The 15765-nt window shown below is 60.5% G+C and carries 13 protein-coding genes; 3 read left to right on the top strand and 10 right to left on the bottom strand.

Annotated features, from left to right (window positions below):
* Nucleotides 1-147 precede the first annotated feature (147 nt).
* The 10 genes from IAI51_RS17340 to IAI51_RS17385 all read right to left on the bottom strand — a co-directional run bounded on the left by IAI51_RS17340 (nt 148) and on the right by IAI51_RS17385 (nt 12984).
* Nucleotides 148-768, bottom strand: coding sequence for a TetR/AcrR family transcriptional regulator (locus IAI51_RS17340; RefSeq protein ID WP_187679588.1), 621 nt, complete (start codon nt 766-768; stop codon nt 148-150).
* Between the two features lie 30 nt (nt 769-798).
* Nucleotides 799-2481: a class II poly(R)-hydroxyalkanoic acid synthase gene (gene phaC, locus IAI51_RS17345; RefSeq protein ID WP_187679589.1), complete on the bottom strand. Its 1683-nt coding sequence runs from the start codon at nt 2479-2481 to the stop codon at nt 799-801.
* Nucleotides 2482-2619: 138 nt separating this feature from the next.
* Nucleotides 2620-3474, bottom strand: a complete 855-nt coding sequence (gene phaZ / locus IAI51_RS17350; protein WP_187679590.1) for a poly(3-hydroxyalkanoate) depolymerase — start codon at nt 3472-3474, stop codon at nt 2620-2622.
* Nucleotides 3475-3560: 86 nt separating this feature from the next.
* A complete protein-coding gene (gene phaC / locus IAI51_RS17355) occupies nt 3561-5240 on the bottom strand; it encodes a class II poly(R)-hydroxyalkanoic acid synthase (RefSeq protein ID WP_187679591.1) in 1680 nt (559 codons plus the stop codon).
* Nucleotides 5241-5498: 258 nt separating this feature from the next.
* On the bottom strand, nt 5499-5876 hold the full coding sequence (locus IAI51_RS17360) for a gamma-butyrobetaine hydroxylase-like domain-containing protein (RefSeq protein WP_187679592.1): 378 nt from the start codon (nt 5874-5876) through the stop codon (nt 5499-5501).
* 71 nt (nt 5877-5947) lie between these two features.
* Nucleotides 5948-7285, bottom strand: coding sequence for an ATP-dependent protease ATPase subunit HslU (gene hslU, locus IAI51_RS17365; protein WP_187679593.1), 1338 nt, complete (start codon nt 7283-7285; stop codon nt 5948-5950).
* 54 nt (nt 7286-7339) lie between these two features.
* A complete protein-coding gene (gene hslV / locus IAI51_RS17370) occupies nt 7340-7870 on the bottom strand; it encodes an ATP-dependent protease subunit HslV (protein ID WP_016984593.1) in 531 nt (176 codons plus the stop codon).
* Between the two features lie 232 nt (nt 7871-8102).
* Nucleotides 8103-8813 carry an SPOR domain-containing protein gene (locus IAI51_RS17375; RefSeq protein WP_187679594.1) on the bottom strand — a complete coding sequence of 237 codons (711 nt, stop codon included), beginning with the start codon at nt 8811-8813 and terminating at the stop codon, nt 8103-8105.
* Between the two features lies 1 nt (nt 8814).
* Nucleotides 8815-10551, bottom strand: coding sequence for an arginine--tRNA ligase (argS, locus tag IAI51_RS17380; RefSeq protein ID WP_187679595.1), 1737 nt, complete (start codon nt 10549-10551; stop codon nt 8815-8817).
* A gap of 213 nt (nt 10552-10764) precedes the next feature.
* A complete protein-coding gene (locus IAI51_RS17385; RefSeq protein WP_187679596.1) occupies nt 10765-12984 on the bottom strand; it encodes a primosomal protein N' in 2220 nt (739 codons plus the stop codon).
* A gap of 167 nt (nt 12985-13151) precedes the next feature.
* Between IAI51_RS17385 and rpmE the strand changes: the two genes are divergently transcribed.
* The 3 genes from rpmE to IAI51_RS17400 all read left to right on the top strand — a co-directional run bounded on the left by rpmE (nt 13152) and on the right by IAI51_RS17400 (nt 15645).
* Nucleotides 13152-13379, top strand: a complete 228-nt coding sequence (rpmE, locus tag IAI51_RS17390; protein WP_187679597.1) for a 50S ribosomal protein L31 — start codon at nt 13152-13154, stop codon at nt 13377-13379.
* Between the two features lie 14 nt (nt 13380-13393).
* On the top strand, nt 13394-14194 hold the full coding sequence (locus IAI51_RS17395) for a thermonuclease family protein (protein WP_187679598.1): 801 nt from the start codon (nt 13394-13396) through the stop codon (nt 14192-14194).
* A 182-nt stretch (nt 14195-14376) separates the two neighbouring features.
* Nucleotides 14377-15645 carry a malic enzyme-like NAD(P)-binding protein gene (locus tag IAI51_RS17400; protein ID WP_187679599.1) on the top strand — a complete coding sequence of 423 codons (1269 nt, stop codon included), beginning with the start codon at nt 14377-14379 and terminating at the stop codon, nt 15643-15645.
* The last annotated feature ends 120 nt before the right edge of the window (nt 15646-15765 follow it).

Consider the following 15765-nt stretch of genomic DNA (forward strand, 5'->3'; position numbering starts at 1 on the left):
TTCGGGGATGCTTCAGCCTTACACCGACCTGAAAGTGTCGTATTGAATTCATAATCGACTGGATTTTTCAGGTCGCCGTATCGCGTAAGACAATAAGGTCAGTCCCCTCTCCCTCTGGGAGAGGGTTAGGGTGAGGGGCTCTTGATTTCATTCGTGATCTTCGAGGTATTGCAGGGCCATCCGCTCTGTCGCCACCTTCACCGGCGGCAACAAATGCGGCGCCACCAACATCATGATCTGATAAACCACCAATCTGACCTCACCCTCCCGATCAAGAATGCGCTGATAGTCCAGCGAAAACAGCAGCGTCATGGTGATCTGCTCCACCAGTTGCCCCAGTGCCTGGGTATCGCTGACCAACTGCCCCGACGCTTTCAAACGCGCCAGCAACGACGCCAGCGTGCGCTTCAATGCATTGAGTAGATGACGAATCCCCTTCGCCAGTTTCGGCAGGCGTCCGGCCAGGTTCGACAAGTCCTGAAACAGGAACCGGTACTGCGCGAGGCGCTCGACGATCAGGTGCAAAAACAGCCAGTAATCCTCCGGCGCCAATTCCACATCCGGCGGTGGATCGAGCAGCGGCGCGAGTTCATTCTGGAAGCGTTCGAACAACCCGAGTATCAGCGGCTCCTTGCCGTGGAAGTGGTAGTAGAGGTTGCCGGGGCTGATCCCCATTTCGTTGGCAACCTCCATGGTGGAGACGTTCGGTTCGCCCTTCTCATTGAACAGTTGCAGAGCACATTCGAGAATCCGGTCGCGGGTTTTCATCCAGTCTTCTTAGAAAAGTTCGGTTAAGCGTCAGCGCACACGCACGTAAGTACCGGGTGCTGCCTCCATCGGTGGATAGTTCGGGTTGCCGAGGGTCATCTGGGTTTCGTGCTGGGCGCCCGAGCGCTGCTGAATCCATTCCAGCCACTGCGGCCACCAACTGCCGTCGACGTGTTTGCCGTCGTAGTACCAGGCGCGCGGGTCGCTGCTCATCTTGCCGTTCTCGACGTAAGCGGCTTTCGGGTTGCTTGGCGGGTTGAGGATGCTTTGCACGTGGCCGCTGTTGGACAGCACGAAGCGCTTGTCACCACCCAGCAGCAGGGTCGAGCGATACACCGCGTCCCACGGCGTGATGTGGTCGTTCATGCCAGCGACGCTGAAACTGTCGACGGTGACTTTCTGCAGATCGATCGGCGTGCCGCAGACTTCGAGGCCGCCCGGATGGGTCAGCGGGTTATGTTTGAAGAAGTCCAGCAAGTCGCCATGAAACGCGGCGGGCAGCCGGGTGTTGTCATTGTTCCAGTAAAGGATGTCGAAGGCCGGCGGCTCTTTGCCCAACAGGTAGTTGTTGACGAAGTAGCTCCAGATCAAGTCGTTGGGGCGCATCCAGGCGAAGATCCTGGCCATGTCGCGACCATCCAGCACGCCTTTCTGATAGGAACGACGCTTGGCGGCTTCCAGGGTCTGCTCATCGGCGAACAGTGTGGCCGGGGTGTCGATCTCGCTGTCGAGCAGGCTGACCAGATAGGTAGCACTGGATATGCGCCGCAGCTGCCGCTTGGCCTGCAAATGCCCTTGCAGGGCGGCGATGGTCAGGCCGCCGGCGCAGGCGCCCATCAGGTTGATCTCACGGGCGCCGGTAATCGCCCTGCACACGTTCATCGCTTCTTCCACCGCTTCGACGTAGGTCGACAGGCCCCATTCGCGATGGCGCACATCAGGGTTGCGCCAACTGATCATGAACGTCTGCAAGCCGTTCTTCAGGGCGTACTGGACGAAGCTGTTTTGCGGGCTGAGGTCGAAAATGTAGTACTTGTTGATTTGCGGCGGCACCACCAGCAGCGGCTTGGCGTATTGCTTTTCGCTCATCGGTCGGTACTGGATCAGTTCCAGCATTTCGTTGCGAAACACCACCGAGCCGGTGGTGGTAGCGACGGTCTTGCCGACCTCGAAAGCCTGCCGGGTGACTTGCCGTGGCAGACCGTCGTTGTGCAGCAAATCATCGAACAAATGACTAAGACCGCGCACCAGACTGTTGCCACCGGAGTTGAACAACTCCTTGATCGCCAGCGGGTTGAGCAGGGTGTTGGACGGCGCCACGGCGTCGTTGAGCAGCGTGAAGGCAAACTGCGCCCGGGCGCGGTCATCCGGGCTCATGTCGCTGTCGTCGATCCAGCTTTTGACCTGTTTCTGCCAGGCCAGATAGGCCTGCAGGCTGCGCCGGTAAAACGGATTCAGGCTCCACGCCGGGTCGGCAAAACGAGTGTCCTGTGGATTGGTCGGGTGCAGGGTTTCGCCAAGCAGCACTCGGCCGAGCTGGCCGCCAAGTTTCAGGGCGTGCTTGGCACTGTGGATCGGATTGCGCAGGCCATGGGCTGCGACGCTGCGCAGGGTCGAGAGCAGGTCCCGACCACGCAAGCCGGTGATCGCACTTTGTGCGTTGATGAACACGGCGGGGCTGGGGACCACGCCCGTCGCTGGTTTTTCGCGCATGACTCAACACTCCTTCGTCTTCAGGCCAAAAACAAACTCACCGAACCAGAACACCATAGACGCTGTTGTGGCTTGTTGCCTGCGCGGCGTCCTGCCGCGCATGTTGTTCGAAGCCCTGCATAAAGCCTGCCGCGGCGGTTAACCGCCCAGCGGTGACGGGTGCGGGTGCATCACCGCCCGCTGTCGCTCCTCTTCGAGGAATTTCATGATGATCGGCGCCACCGCTTCGGCGCGGGTAATCAGGAACAGATGACCGTCGTCGATGATGTGCAACTGAGCATTGGGAATCCGCCAGGCGAGCATGCGCATGTTGATCAACGGGATCAGCGGATCGTCATCGCCGGCCAGCACCAGCGTCGGTTGATTGATCTTGTGCAGCCAGTGAATGCTGGTCCAGCCAAGGCCGGCGAACAGTTGCCAGTAGTAACCGAGCTTGCCCGCCGAACGCACTTTCGCTGCATGGCTGGCGGCCAGGGTCGGGTCGCGGCGGAACGAACCGCCGTAGATCAACGGCGCGATGCGGATCACGTGGGACGGCTGAATGTAGCGTCGGGGGCTGGCCATCATCCACAGGACTTTCGGCTTGCCCGGCACCATCACTGCACCGGCTGCGGTCGCGGCCAGCACCAGTTTCTTGCAGCGCTCGGGGTAGTCGTAAGCGAATTGTTGCGCGAGTGCGCCGCCCCACGACACACCAATCACATTGACCTGGCCGTAGTCGAGGTAATCGAGCATCCGCGCAGTCAGTTTGGCGAGGCCGGGAAAGCGATACGGCCGGTTCGGCGTCGAGGAACCACCGACACCGGGCACGTCGAAGGCGATCACTTCCAGATCCGGGTCCAGCGCTGCGACAAACGGAAACACCAGCTCCAGGTTGGCGCCGATGCCGTTGAAAATCAGCAAGGGCGTCAAGTGAGGCTTGCCGGGGCGTACTGCCGTGCGGAGGGTCTGGCCATCCAGGTCGACGGTGCGAAAGATGAACGGTTGCGGCATGCTTCAGGCCCTGTGAATTTAAATTCACCGCGCCTCATGTAGGCGCTGCCTTCGGCAGCTCCTACATTGAGAGCGAGATGTGTCAGTTACCGCTCATGTACATAAGTGCCCGGCGATGCTTCACCTGGCGCGTACGCCTTGTTGCCCAGTTTGGTCGGGGCTTTTTTCAAGTTGCCCGAACGCTCGGCCTGCCACGCCTGCCAGTACAGCCACCAGGAATCGGTGTGCTTGGTCGAGTTCTCTTGCCAGTCATTGGCATTGGCAGCCATTTCTTCGCCAGTCATGTAACGCGATTTCGGGTTGCCCGGCGGGTTCAGAATGCTCTGGATATGTCCGCTGCTCGACAACACGAATTCCACCTTGCCACCGAACAACTGCGCCGACTTGTAGCAGGACTTCCACGGGGTGATGTGGTCGTTGGTCCCGGCCAGCGAGAAGATGTCCGCCGTGACCTGCTTGAGGTCGATCGGTGTGCCGCACACTTCCAGTGCATTGGGGCGGATCAGTGGGTTGTTTTTGAACATCTCGATCAGATCGCCGTGGAATGCGGCCGGCAACCTTGTGGTGTCGTTGTTCCAGAACAGGATGTCGAACACCGGCGGCTCGTTGCCGAGCAGGTAGTTGTTGACCCAGTAGTTCCAGATCAGGTCATTGGGGCGCATCCACGCGAAGACCTTGGCCATGTCTTTGCCTTCGAGCACACCAGCCTGATACGAGTGGCGCTTGGCGGTCTCAAGGGTCTGTTCATCGACGAACAGCGCGACGTCGCTATCGAGCGTGGTATCGAGCACGCTGACCAGCAACGTGAGGGCATTGACCTTCTTCTGGCCAAGCGCTGCGTAATGGCCGAGCAGGGCGGTGCAGGTGATGCCGCCGGAGCAGGCGCCGAGCATGTTGATGTCTTTACTGCCGGTGATCGCGGTGACCACATCGACCGCCTCTTTGAGCGCATCGATGTACGTCGACAGGCCCCACTCGCGCTGCGCCTTTGTCGGGTTGCGCCAGCTGACGATGAACGTCTGCACGTTATTGCGCAGGCAGAAACGCGCCAGACTCTTGTCCGGACTCAAGTCGAATACATAGAACTTGTTGATCTGTGGCGGCACCACCAGCAGAGGGCGCTCGTGGACTTGCTCGGTGATCGGCTTGTATTGGATCAGCTCCAGCACATCGTTGCGAAACACCACCGCGCCTTCGGTCACGCCCAGGCTCTTGCCGACCTCGAACGCGCCCATGTTGACCTGGCTCGGCATGCCGCCGTTGTGCACCAGATCCTTGGCCAGATGGGAGAGGCCGTCGAGCAGGCTTTTGCCGCCGGTCTCGAAGAAGCGTTTGACCGCCGCCGGGTTGGCCGCCGTGTTGGTCGGGGCCATGGCTTCGGTCATCAGGTTGATCACGAAGTGGCCGCGGGCGATGTCTTTGGGTGAAAGGCTGCTGTCGTCGATCCAGGAATGGAGTTCCTTGCGCCACGCCAGGTAAGTTTGCAGATAACGTTTGTAGAGCGGGTTCTGGCTCCACGCGGGATCGGCGAAGCGACGGTCATCGCCGGCCGGTTGCAGTTCGGATTTGCCTAACAGCACGTTCTTCAGTTCAAGGCCGAAATGGGTGACGTGTTTGACACTATGGATAGGTTGTCTGATGGCCTGTTTCAGCACCATACGAGCAGAGGCCAGCAGATCCTTTCCGCGCAGCCCAACGACGGGATTAAGCCCCAGGGTGTTTTCCGAGGCTTGGTACTTCAGGTCATCGTTATTCTTGTTACTCATCTACGACGCTCCATTGTCCTGAGACGAGTACCCGGTTTTCTGCTGTGCAGTTCCACAGCCAATGCCAGGTACTACTGCTCGGGTGACCGTTAATTCTGCATAGCTGCTTTACAGTCGTAGAGCACTGCAGGGAACTTGCCAGCTCCATTGGTTACCCGAGTTTAATTTTTTTCGCAAGCAGGCCGATCCTCGACCACGCAGCAGAGCATTCAAACAGATGAATTTAGAAAATGCCCTCTAAAGAGCAAGACACTTGGGCTAGAGCATCAGCTTGACGATCGACTGGTCCGGGTCGCGGGTTTTGCCGGCGGCTTTGAGCTCGGCCAAATAATCGGCCCAGAGTGCGTCATGACGTCGCCCCAGTTCGTAGAGATAGTCCCAGGTGAACAGGCCGCTGTCGTGGCCGTCGTCGAAGGTCAGTTTCAGTGCGTAGTGACCGGCCGGTTCCAGTTTGGTCAAGCCGACGTTGAGCTTGCCGAATTGCAGGATCGGCTTGCCGTGGCCCTGGACCTCGGCGGAGGGGGAATGCACGCGCAGGAATTCGGCGGGCAGGGTGAACTCCTCGCCGGACGCGTAAGTGAGCGTCAGGGTTTTCGAGGCTTTGTGCAGTTTGATGTCGGTGGGGATAGTAGTCATTGAAGGTCATCCGACTAAATGAATCCCCCTGTAGGAGCAGCCTGCGGCAGCTCCTACAAGGAGTAGGTGACCTACAGGATATAACGGGACAGGTCTTCGTTCTGCGCCAATTCGCCGAGGTGGCTGTTGACGTACTCGGCGTCGATCAGGATTGCCTTGTCGTCATGAGCACTGGCCAGATCGCCGGCACTGAACGACACCTCTTCGAGCAGACGCTCAAGCAGCGTGTGCAGGCGACGGGCACCGATGTTCTCGGTCTTCTCGTTGACCTGCCAGGCGATCTCCGCCAGGCGCTTGATGCCTTCGGGCTGGAACTGGATGTTCAGGCCTTCGGTTTTCAGCAGCGCGCAGTACTGCTCCGTGAGCGAGGCGTGCGGTTCGCTGAGGATGCGTTCGAAGTCTTCCGGGCTCAGAGCCTTGAGTTCGACGCGGATCGGCAGACGGCCTTGCAGCTCCGGCACCAGATCGCTCGGCTTGCTCAGGTGGAACGCGCCGGAAGCGATGAACAGGATGTGGTCGGTTTTGACCATGCCCAGTTTGGTGTTGACGGTGCAGCCTTCGATCAGCGGCAGCAGGTCGCGCTGTACGCCTTCACGGGACACATCAGCGCCGCCGACGTTGCCACGCTTGGCCACCTTGTCGATTTCGTCGATGAACACGATACCGTGCTGCTCGACGGCTTCCAGGGCCTTGGCCTTCAACTCTTCTTCGTTGACCAGACGCCCGGCTTCTTCGTCGCGCACCATCTTCAGCGCTTCTTTGACCTTGAGCTTGCGAGCTTTCTTCTTGCCCTTGCCCATGTTGGCAAACAGGCTCTGCAACTGGTTGGTCATCTCTTCCATGCCCGGCGGCGTGGCGATCTCGATGCCGGCCACTTCGGCGACTTCGATTTCGATTTCCTTGTCATCCAGCTGACCTTCGCGCAGGCGCTTGCGGAACAGCTGGCGAGTGTTGGAATCCGAGCTTGGCGCTTCTTCGTTGCTGAAGCCCATGCGTGCCGGCGGCAGCAGCGCGTCGAGGATGCGGTCTTCGGCAGCGTCTTCGGCGCGGTGGCGAACCTTGGTCATTTCCTGCTCGCGCAGCATCTTGATCGCGGCATCGGCCAGATCACGGATGATCGATTCGACATCACGGCCGACGTAGCCGACTTCGGTGAACTTGGTCGCTTCGACCTTGATGAACGGTGCGTTGGCCAGTTTCGCCAGGCGACGGGCGATCTCGGTTTTACCGACACCGGTCGGGCCGATCATCAGGATGTTTTTCGGGGTCACTTCAACGCGCAGCTCTTCAGGCAGCTGCATCCGGCGCCAGCGGTTGCGCAGGGCAATCGCGACGGCGCGCTTGGCATCGTCCTGGCCGATGATATGGCGGTTGAGTTCGTGGACGATTTCGCGGGGAGTCATGGACATAGTAGTTGACGGTCCTCAAGCAAAAACAAGCCGTGGCACAGGGCCGCGTCAGGCTTATTCAGCGAGATCCTGCTCCTCAATGGTCTGGGTGTGGTTGGTGAATACACAGATGTCGCCGGCGATGCCGAGCGCGGTTTCGACGATTTCCCGGGCCGACAGGTCGGTCTTCTTCAGCAGTGCGCTGGCCGCTGCCTGTGCGTAGCCGCCGCCGGAACCCATGGCGATCAGGCCATCTTCAGGTTCGACCACGTCACCGTTGCCGGTAATGATCAAAGAGGCGTCTTTGTTGGCGACCGCAAGCATGGCTTCGAGGCGGCTCAACGAGCGGTCGGTGCGCCATTCTTTGGCGAGTTCGACGGCAGCGCGTACCAGATGGCCCTGATGTTTCTCAAGCTGGCCTTCGAAACGTTCGAACAGGGTGAAGGCGTCGGCGGTGGCACCGGCAAAACCGGCGATGACCTGACCGTGGTACAGGCGACGGACTTTTTTCGCGTTGCCTTTCATCACGGTGTTGCCAAGAGAAACCTGGCCGTCGCCGCCCATGACGACTTTGCCGTGGCGGCGGACTGAAACGATGGTGGTCAAGGGAAGAGTCTCCACACTGCGGGGCGAAAATGCCTTATGCCCATTCATATGGGGGTGGTGGAGAGGATTTCAACCGGGGGCGGCACAGAGGGACGAACGGCGTTCTACATCTGATCGTTCCCACGCTCTGCGTGGGAACGCAGCCCGTGACGCTCCGCGTCACTTAACCGCTGGGACGCGGAGCGTCCCTTGAGGCATTCCCACGCAGAGCGTGGGAACGATCGGCCGCGGGTCAGCGGCTCTGGCGTTGTTGTAACAACAGGTTGCTGAAACCGCTGCCGGCCAGTTGTTTCTGCGCCGTGGTCAGTTGTTCGCGGTTGCTGAACGGGCCGACCAGTACGCGGTACCAGGTTTCGTCCTTCACCGTGCCCGACTCAACCGAAACGGCCTGGCCAAGCAGAATGATCTGCGCGCGGACCTTATCTGCATCCGCCTCTTTGCGGAAAGAGCCGGCCTGGAGGAAGAACTTGGTCACGGGTGCCGCTTTGCTGACAGGAGGCGCTGGCGGCGGGGTAATCCCGGCCAATGCCGCCTGAGCGCGGGCGGTGTCGATCTTCGCCGCTTCCGCCGGGGTCACCGGCGTGGTCGGGATGTTCGGCACTTGCGGCGTCGGCAGGGTTTTCTCCGGCACGGCGTCCGGCGGCACGATCACTTCCGATTCCGGCAGCAGGGTGTAGAAATCGTACTTCGGCTTCACCGGTTGCGTCGGGCTCGGCGGGGTCTTGTTGGCCTCGGCGATCTTTGACGCTTTCTGCTGTTGTTCGACCTTCTCGCGCTTGACCGTGTCACTGCCCTTGCCCGGTTCCAGCTTCATCAGGAACACGATGAAAGCACCGACCGTCAGGCCGATGGCCATCCACAGCCAACCCGGGATCGGTTGCTTCGCAGGAGCTTGGTAACGGCTGGCGCCACGCTTGGGTGCAGGTTTTTTCTTGGCAGCCAACTTACATACGCTCCAGAGTTTCCAGACCCAACAGCTCCAGGCCTTGCTTGAGGGTGCGGCCGGTCAGCGCGGCCAGGCGCAGACGGCTCTGCATCTGTGCCGGGGTCTCGGCGGCGAGGATCGGGCAGTTCTCATAGAAGCTGGAGAACAGACCGGCAACGTCGTACAGGTAGGTGCAAAGGATGTGCGGGGTGCCTTTGTCGGACACGTTGTTGAGCACTTCGCCGAACTGCGCCAGCTTCGCTGCCAGCTCTTGTTCGTGCGCCGCTTCGAGGACAATTTGGCCGTCGACTTCGCTGAAGTCCTTGCCCAGTTTACGGAACACGCCGGCCACGCGGGTGTAGGCGTACAGCAGGTACGGCGCGGTGTTGCCTTCGAAATTCAGCATCAGGTCGAAGTTGAAGCTGTAGTCGCTGGTGCGGTGTTTCGACAGGTCGGCGTACTTCACCGCACCGATGCCGACGACCTTGGCGATGTTGCGCAGTTCGTCTTCGGCAAGCGTCGGGTTCTTCTCTTTCACCAGGTTGTAGGCGCGCTCTTGCGCTTCGGTCAGCAGATCGATCAGCTTCACGGTACCGCCGTCACGGGTCTTGAACGGACGGCCGTCTGCGCCGTTCATGGTGCCGAAGCCCATGTGCTCCATCTCCATCGGATGGGTCACGAAACCGGCCTTGCGCGCCACGGCGAACACTTGCTGGAAGTGCAGGGCCTGACGCTGGTCGACGAAGTACAGCGCGCGATCGGCGTTCAGTTTGCCACTGCGGTAGCGCACGGCCGCCAGGTCGGTGGTGGCGTACAGGTAACCGCCGTCAGCCTTGACGATGATCACCGGCAGCGGGTCGCCATCGGCGTTCTTGAACTCGTCGAGGAACACGCACTGAGCGCCGTTGCTCTCGACCAGCATGCCAGCGGCCTTGAGGTCGTTGACCACGTTGATCAGGTCGTCGTTGTAGGCACTTTCGCCCATCACATCGGCCATGGTCAGTTTGACGTTGAGCAGTTCGTAGATCTTCTGGCAGTGCGACAGCGAGATGTCCTTGAACTTGGTCCACAGCGCCAGGCACTCGGCATCGCCGGCCTGCAACTTGACCACCAGACCACGGGCGCGGTCGGCGAACTCTGCGGACTCGTCGAAACGCTGCTTGGCGGCACGGTAGAAGTTTTCCAGATCGGACAGCTCGTCGCTGGTGATCGGGTTTTCTTGCAGGTAAGCCATCAGCATGCCGAACTGGGTGCCCCAGTCGCCCACGTGGTTCTGGCGGATCACTTCGTCGCCGAGGAATTCGAGAACGCGCGCCACACCGTCGCCAATGATGGTCGAACGCAAGTGGCCGACGTGCATCTCTTTGGCCAGGTTCGGTGCCGACAGGTCGACCACGGTGCGTTGTGCGGGGCCGGCCTTGCGCACGCCAACATGGGCGTCGGCCAGGGCGGCGTCGAGGCGGTTGGCCAGGGCCTGGGTGTTCTGGAAGAAGTTGATGAAGCCCGGGCCGGCGATTTCGGCCTTGGTGACGTTTTCGTCGGCCGGCAGCGCGGCGATGATTTTTTCCGCCAGATCGCGTGGCTTCATGCCCGCAGGCTTGGCCAGCATCATCGCGATGTTGCTGGCGAAGTCGCCGTGAGTCTTGTCACGGGCGTTCTCCACCTGGATCGCCGGCGACAGGCCTTCAGGCAACACACCTTCGTTGACGAGTTGGGTGAGGGCTTGTTGGATCAGCTGGCGAATGGTGTCTTTCATGGTCTTCTCTTTCGACCGCAAGCGCGGCGGCGCATCGATGCGCGGGTGGAAAAACTGGGCATTATCCGTTGCGAAGACGGGCTTGCCAACCTTAGCAGGCAGCTTATGGATATGTGGTGACATTAAGAGCGAAAGATCGCAGCCTGCGGCAACTCCTACAGATAAATGCGAATCCCTCTGTAGGAGCTGCCGCAGGCTGCGATCTTTTGATTTTCAGTACAAATCGACGGGATCGACATCCAGCGACCAGCGCACCGCCCGCCCGCTTGGCATTTGCTCAAGCACCAGCAACCAACTGGCCAGCAGCCGATGCAATGGCGCTCGCGCTGTCGCTTGCAACAGTAGCTGAGCGCGATAACGCCCGGCACGACGTTCCATAGGCGCCGGCACCGGTCCGAGCAATTCAATCCCGTTCAGATTCTGCTCGGTCAGCAAGCGCTCAGCCTCGCTGCACGCTTCATCGAGAAAGCCTTCAGCCTGCCCCGGTTTGTGCGCTTCGGCACGCAACAACGCCAAATGTGCAAAGGGCGGTAGCCCGGCAGCGCGGCGCTCGCTCAAGGCCTGTTCGGCAAAGGCGAAGTAACCCTGTTCGGTCAGTTGCACCAATAAAGGATGGTCGGCGAGGTGGGTCTGGATGATCACTTTGCCCGGCTCCTCCGCGCGCCCGGCACGCCCGGCAACCTGTACGATCAACTGCGCCATGCGCTCACTGGCGCGGAAGTCGCCGGAGAACAGCCCGCCGTCGGCATCAAGGATCGACACCAGCGTCACTCGCGGAAAGTGGTGCCCCTTGGCCAACATCTGGGTGCCGACCAGAATGCACGGCTGGCCCTTCTGAATCGTAGCGAACAGCTGATTCATCGCGTCCTTGCGCGAAGTGCTGTCGCGGTCAACGCGCAACACCGGGTAATCGGGGAACAGAATCGCCAGCCGTTCTTCAGCACGCTCGGTGCCGGCGCCGACGGGCCGCAAGTCGACCTTGTTGCACTTCGGGCACTGGCGCGGTGTGCGTTCGACGTACCCGCAGTGATGGCAGCGCAGTTCACCGTGGCGCTGGTGCACAGTCATCCGCGCATCGCACCGCGAACATTCGGACATCCAGCCGCAATCGTGACAAAGCAGCGTCGGAGCAAAGCCGCGGCGGTTGAGGAACACCAACACCTGTTGCCCGTTCGCCAGCGTCTGGCCGATGGCTTGCTGCATCGGCCCGGAGATGCCGCTGTCCAGTGGACGGCTTTTCACGTCCAGGCGCAGGAAGCGCGGTTGTTTCGCGCCGCCAGCGCGTTCGTTCAGACGCAGCAGGCCATACCGCCCGGTGTAGGCGTTGTGCAGGCTTTCCAGTGAAGGCGTGGCGGAGCCGAGGACGATCGGGATGTTTTCCTGTCGCGCGCGCACCAGCGCCAGATCGCGGGCGTGATAACGCAAACCTTCCTGCTGTTTATAAGAGCCATCGTGCTCTTCGTCGATGATGATCAGCCCCGGGTTTTTCATCGGGGTGAACAGTGCCGAACGGGTGCCGATAATAATGTCGGCCTCACCATCGCGGGCAGCGAGCCAGGCTTCGAGGCGTTCGCGATCGTTGACTGCCGAGTGGATCAGGGCGATACGTGCATTGAAACGCTGCTCGAAACGGGCCAGGGTTTGCGGGCCGAGGTTGATCTCCGGGATCAACACCAGCGCCTGCTTGCCGGCCTCAAGGGTTTCGCGGATCAACTGCAAATAGACTTCGGTCTTGCCGCTGCCGGTGACGCCGGCCAGCAGGAACGCGTGATAACAGTCGAAGCCGGCGCGAATGGCTTCATAGGCGGCGCGCTGCTCGGCGTTGAGCGGCAGTTCCGGCTGCGCGAGCCAATGTTCATGGCGTGCGCCGGGTGCGTGTCGACGGATTTCCACCTGCACCAGATTCTTCGCCAGCAGCAGGTCGAGGCTGTCCTTGCTCAACATCAGTTTGCTCAGCAACTGATGGGCGACGCCGTGCGGGTGTTGGGCGAGCGTTGTCAGCGCCTCACGCTGGCGCGGTGCTCGGGCGATACGCGGATCATCCACGCTGGCGCCGGGAACGATTGACCAAAAGCGTTCCTGGCGGGCCTCGGCCAATTCGCCTTGACGCAACAGCACCGGCAGCGCCCAACTCAAGGTATCGCCGAGGCTGTGCTGATAATATTGCGAAGTCCACAGGCACAGCTTGAACAGCGCCGGGGGCAGCGGTGGCGTGGCATCGAGCAAGGCCAGCGCCGGTTTGAGTTTTTCCACCGGTACTTCGCTGGTATCGGTCACTTCGACCAGAATCCCGATCATCTCCCGCCGGCCAAACGGCACCCGCAAGCGCATGCCCGGCTGCAACTGGGCGCGCAGCACGCCCGCCGGGGCTCGATAGTCGAACAGGCGGCGCAAGGGCGAAGGCAGGGCGAGGCGCAGAATGGCGTCGGGCACGCGGGGGGATCTCGATGTCGGGCGGTGAACAAGGCCGGGAGCCTAGCAGACGGTCGGTCTAAGGGACAGCTTGCGCGATTGACATTGTCTGGTAGAATCCGCGGCCTAATTACGTGCGGTATTCAACAATAGTGTTGGATGGCGGCACGCTAGCTGAGGAAGACACCATGAAAGCTGATATCCACCCGAACTACCCAGAAATCGCTGTTACCTGCAGCTGCGGTAACAAATTCGCAACTCGTTCGACCTTCGGCAAAGCCCTGTCGATCGACGTTTGCAACGAATGCCACCCGTTCTACACCGGTAAGCAAAAGACTCTGGACACTGGCGGCCGCGTTCAGCGCTTCGCCGACCGTTTCGGTGCTTTCGGCAAGAAACCTGCTGCTGCAGAGTAAGGTTGAAGAGCCCGGTGGGCTGTTCCTCACTGCTGAAAAAGGCGTCCCTCGCGGGCGCCTTTTTTGTGTCCGCGATTTGGCTGTCCGCCGCGCAAGCCTTCTGTCCGGCTCCTTCGGGACTTGCCACCGTCGCGGTGCAGCGCGTGGTCGATGGCGACACCTTGCGCCTGAGCGACGGCCGCAGTGTTCGCATGATCGGCCTCAACACACCTGAACTGGGCAAGCAGGGTCGCAGTGACGAGCCTTTCGCCGTGGCGGCGCGCAAACGCCTGGAATCATTGGTGGCTGACAGCGGCGGACGCGTCGGTTTGCTCCCCGGCAAGCAAGCGACAGATCATTACGGACGTACGCTCGCCCACCTCTATAGCGTCAGCGGCGCCAATCTCGAAGCTCAGATGCTCGCCGATGGCCTCGGCTTTCAAGTCGCCGTGGCGCCGAATGTCGATCTGGTTGCCTGTCAGCAAGCCGCCGAGCGCAACGCGCGACAGGCTGGGCGAGGTCTCTGGCGGCAATCACCTGTACTGAAAGCGGAGCAGATCCAGCGCTCGGGTTTTGCTGTGATCAGCGGTCGCGTGAGCAAGGTGCAACGCAATCGCGGCGGAATCTGGATCGAGTTACAGGGCTCACTTGTATTGCGTGTTGCACCCAATCTAGTCGGACAATTCGACAATGCTCGCTTGCAAGCGCTGAAGGGCATGCAGGTCGAGGCGCGCGGCTGGGTGGTTGATCGCTCGCGACGCGGTGGACTGCAATCGGGTCAAGCGCGTTGGCTGTTGCCGCTGACGGATCCTTCGATGCTGCAAACTTCCCGCTGAAGAAAATTGTAGACATTTTTTCTGTCGATTGTGAACAGTCAAGCCCTTGTGCGCCGTGGCTCTTGGCCCAAAGTCGTAGGGCAGGGCGCTTGACAGTGGTGACCGCTCAGTCTTGTGGGGACTTTGCGAGGCGCGTATCCTCGCTGACCAGTCTGTCCAACAGTAAAAAGCGGAATGCCAAAATGTCTGATCTGAAAACTGCCGCTCTCGAATATCATGCCCATCCTCGTCCAGGGAAGCTGAGTGTCGAGCTCACCAAGGCCACTGCTACCGCCCGCGACCTGTCGCTGGCCTACAGCCCCGGCGTAGCTGAACCAGTGCGTGAGATCGCTCGCGATCCTGAACTGGCCTACAAATACACCGGCAAGGGCAACCTGGTTGCAGTCATTTCCGATGGCACCGCGATTCTGGGGCTGGGTAACCTCGGCCCACTGGCTTCCAAGCCAGTCATGGAAGGTAAAGGCGTACTGTTCAAGCGCTTCGCCGGCATCGATGTTTTCGACATCGAAGTCGACTCCGAAAGCCCGCAAGCCTTCATCGACACCGTAAAACGCATCTCCATCACCTTCGGTGGCATCAACCTGGAAGACATCAAGGCACCTGAGTGCTTTGAGATCGAACGCGCTCTGATCGAGCAGTGCGACATTCCGGTGTTCCACGATGACCAGCACGGCACTGCTATCGTGACCGCTGCCGGCATGATCAACGCCCTGGAAATCGCTGGCAAAACCCTGCCGGAAGCCAAGATCGTCTGCCTGGGCGCCGGCGCTGCCGCCATCTCCTGCATGAAATTGCTGGTGAGCATGGGCGCACGCATTGAAAACATCTTCATGGTTGACCGTACCGGTGTGATCCACTCCGGCCGTGACGACCTGAACCAGTACAAAGCCGTGTTCGCTCACGCCACCGACAAGCGCAGCCTGGCTGACGCTCTGAAAGGCGCTGACGTGTTCGTCGGTCTGTCCGGCCCGAACCTGCTGAGCGCTGAAGGCCTGCTGTCGATGGCGCCGAACCCGATCGTGTTCGCCTGCTCGAACCCGGATCCGGAAATCTCCCCGGAACTGGCGCACGCCACCCGTAGCGACGTGATCATGGCCACCGGCCGTTCGGACTACCCGAACCAGGTCAACAACGTACTGGGCTTCCCGTTCATCTTCCGTGGTGCCCTGGACGTTCGCGCCAAGCGCATCAACGAAGAAATGAAAGTGGCTGCAGCCAACGCTCTGCGTGAACTGGCCAAACTGCCGGTGCCACAGGACGTGTGCGACGCCTACGGCGGTGCCCCGCTGGAATTCGGCCGTGAGTACATCATTCCGAAGCCAATGGACAAGCGCCTGATCACCCTGATCTCCGATGCTGTGGCCAAAGCCGCGATCGAGACCGGTGTGGCCACCCTGCCGTATCCGAAGAACTACCCGCTGAAAAGCGTGGATGACGTGTTCAGCGGCTAAGTCGTTGTAGTGCTTCAACCAAAAGCCCCGGCTCGTTATGAGTCGGGGCTTTTTGTTTGGCAGATCAAAAGATCGCAGCCTGCGGCTGCTCCTACAGTTGGCCCTGTCGCCGCCGATTTT

Source organism: Pseudomonas sp. N40(2020) (assembly GCF_014472415.1).
GTDB lineage: Bacteria > Pseudomonadota > Gammaproteobacteria > Pseudomonadales > Pseudomonadaceae > Aquipseudomonas.

Bases quoted from the DNA above. Each gene is read 5' to 3' on its own strand.
- phaC (WP_187679589.1), bottom strand. From the start codon at position 2,481: ATGCGCGAAAAACCAGCGACGGGCGTGGTCCCCAGCCCCGCCGTGTTC.
- phaZ (WP_187679590.1), bottom strand. From the start codon at position 3,474: ATGCCGCAACCGTTCATCTTTCGCACCGTCGACCTGGATGGCCAGACC.
- rpmE (WP_187679597.1), top strand. From the start codon at position 13,152: ATGAAAGCTGATATCCACCCGAACTACCCAGAAATCGCTGTTACCTGC.
- hslU (WP_187679593.1), bottom strand. From the start codon at position 7,285: ATGTCCATGACTCCCCGCGAAATCGTCCACGAACTCAACCGCCATATC.
- IAI51_RS17340 (WP_187679588.1), bottom strand. From the start codon at position 768: ATGAAAACCCGCGACCGGATTCTCGAATGTGCTCTGCAACTGTTCAAT.
- IAI51_RS17400 (WP_187679599.1), top strand. From the start codon at position 14,377: ATGTCTGATCTGAAAACTGCCGCTCTCGAATATCATGCCCATCCTCGT.
- IAI51_RS17360 (WP_187679592.1), bottom strand. From the start codon at position 5,876: ATGACTACTATCCCCACCGACATCAAACTGCACAAAGCCTCGAAAACC.
- argS (WP_187679595.1), bottom strand. From the start codon at position 10,551: ATGAAAGACACCATTCGCCAGCTGATCCAACAAGCCCTCACCCAACTC.
- phaC (WP_187679591.1), bottom strand. From the start codon at position 5,240: ATGAGTAACAAGAATAACGATGACCTGAAGTACCAAGCCTCGGAAAAC.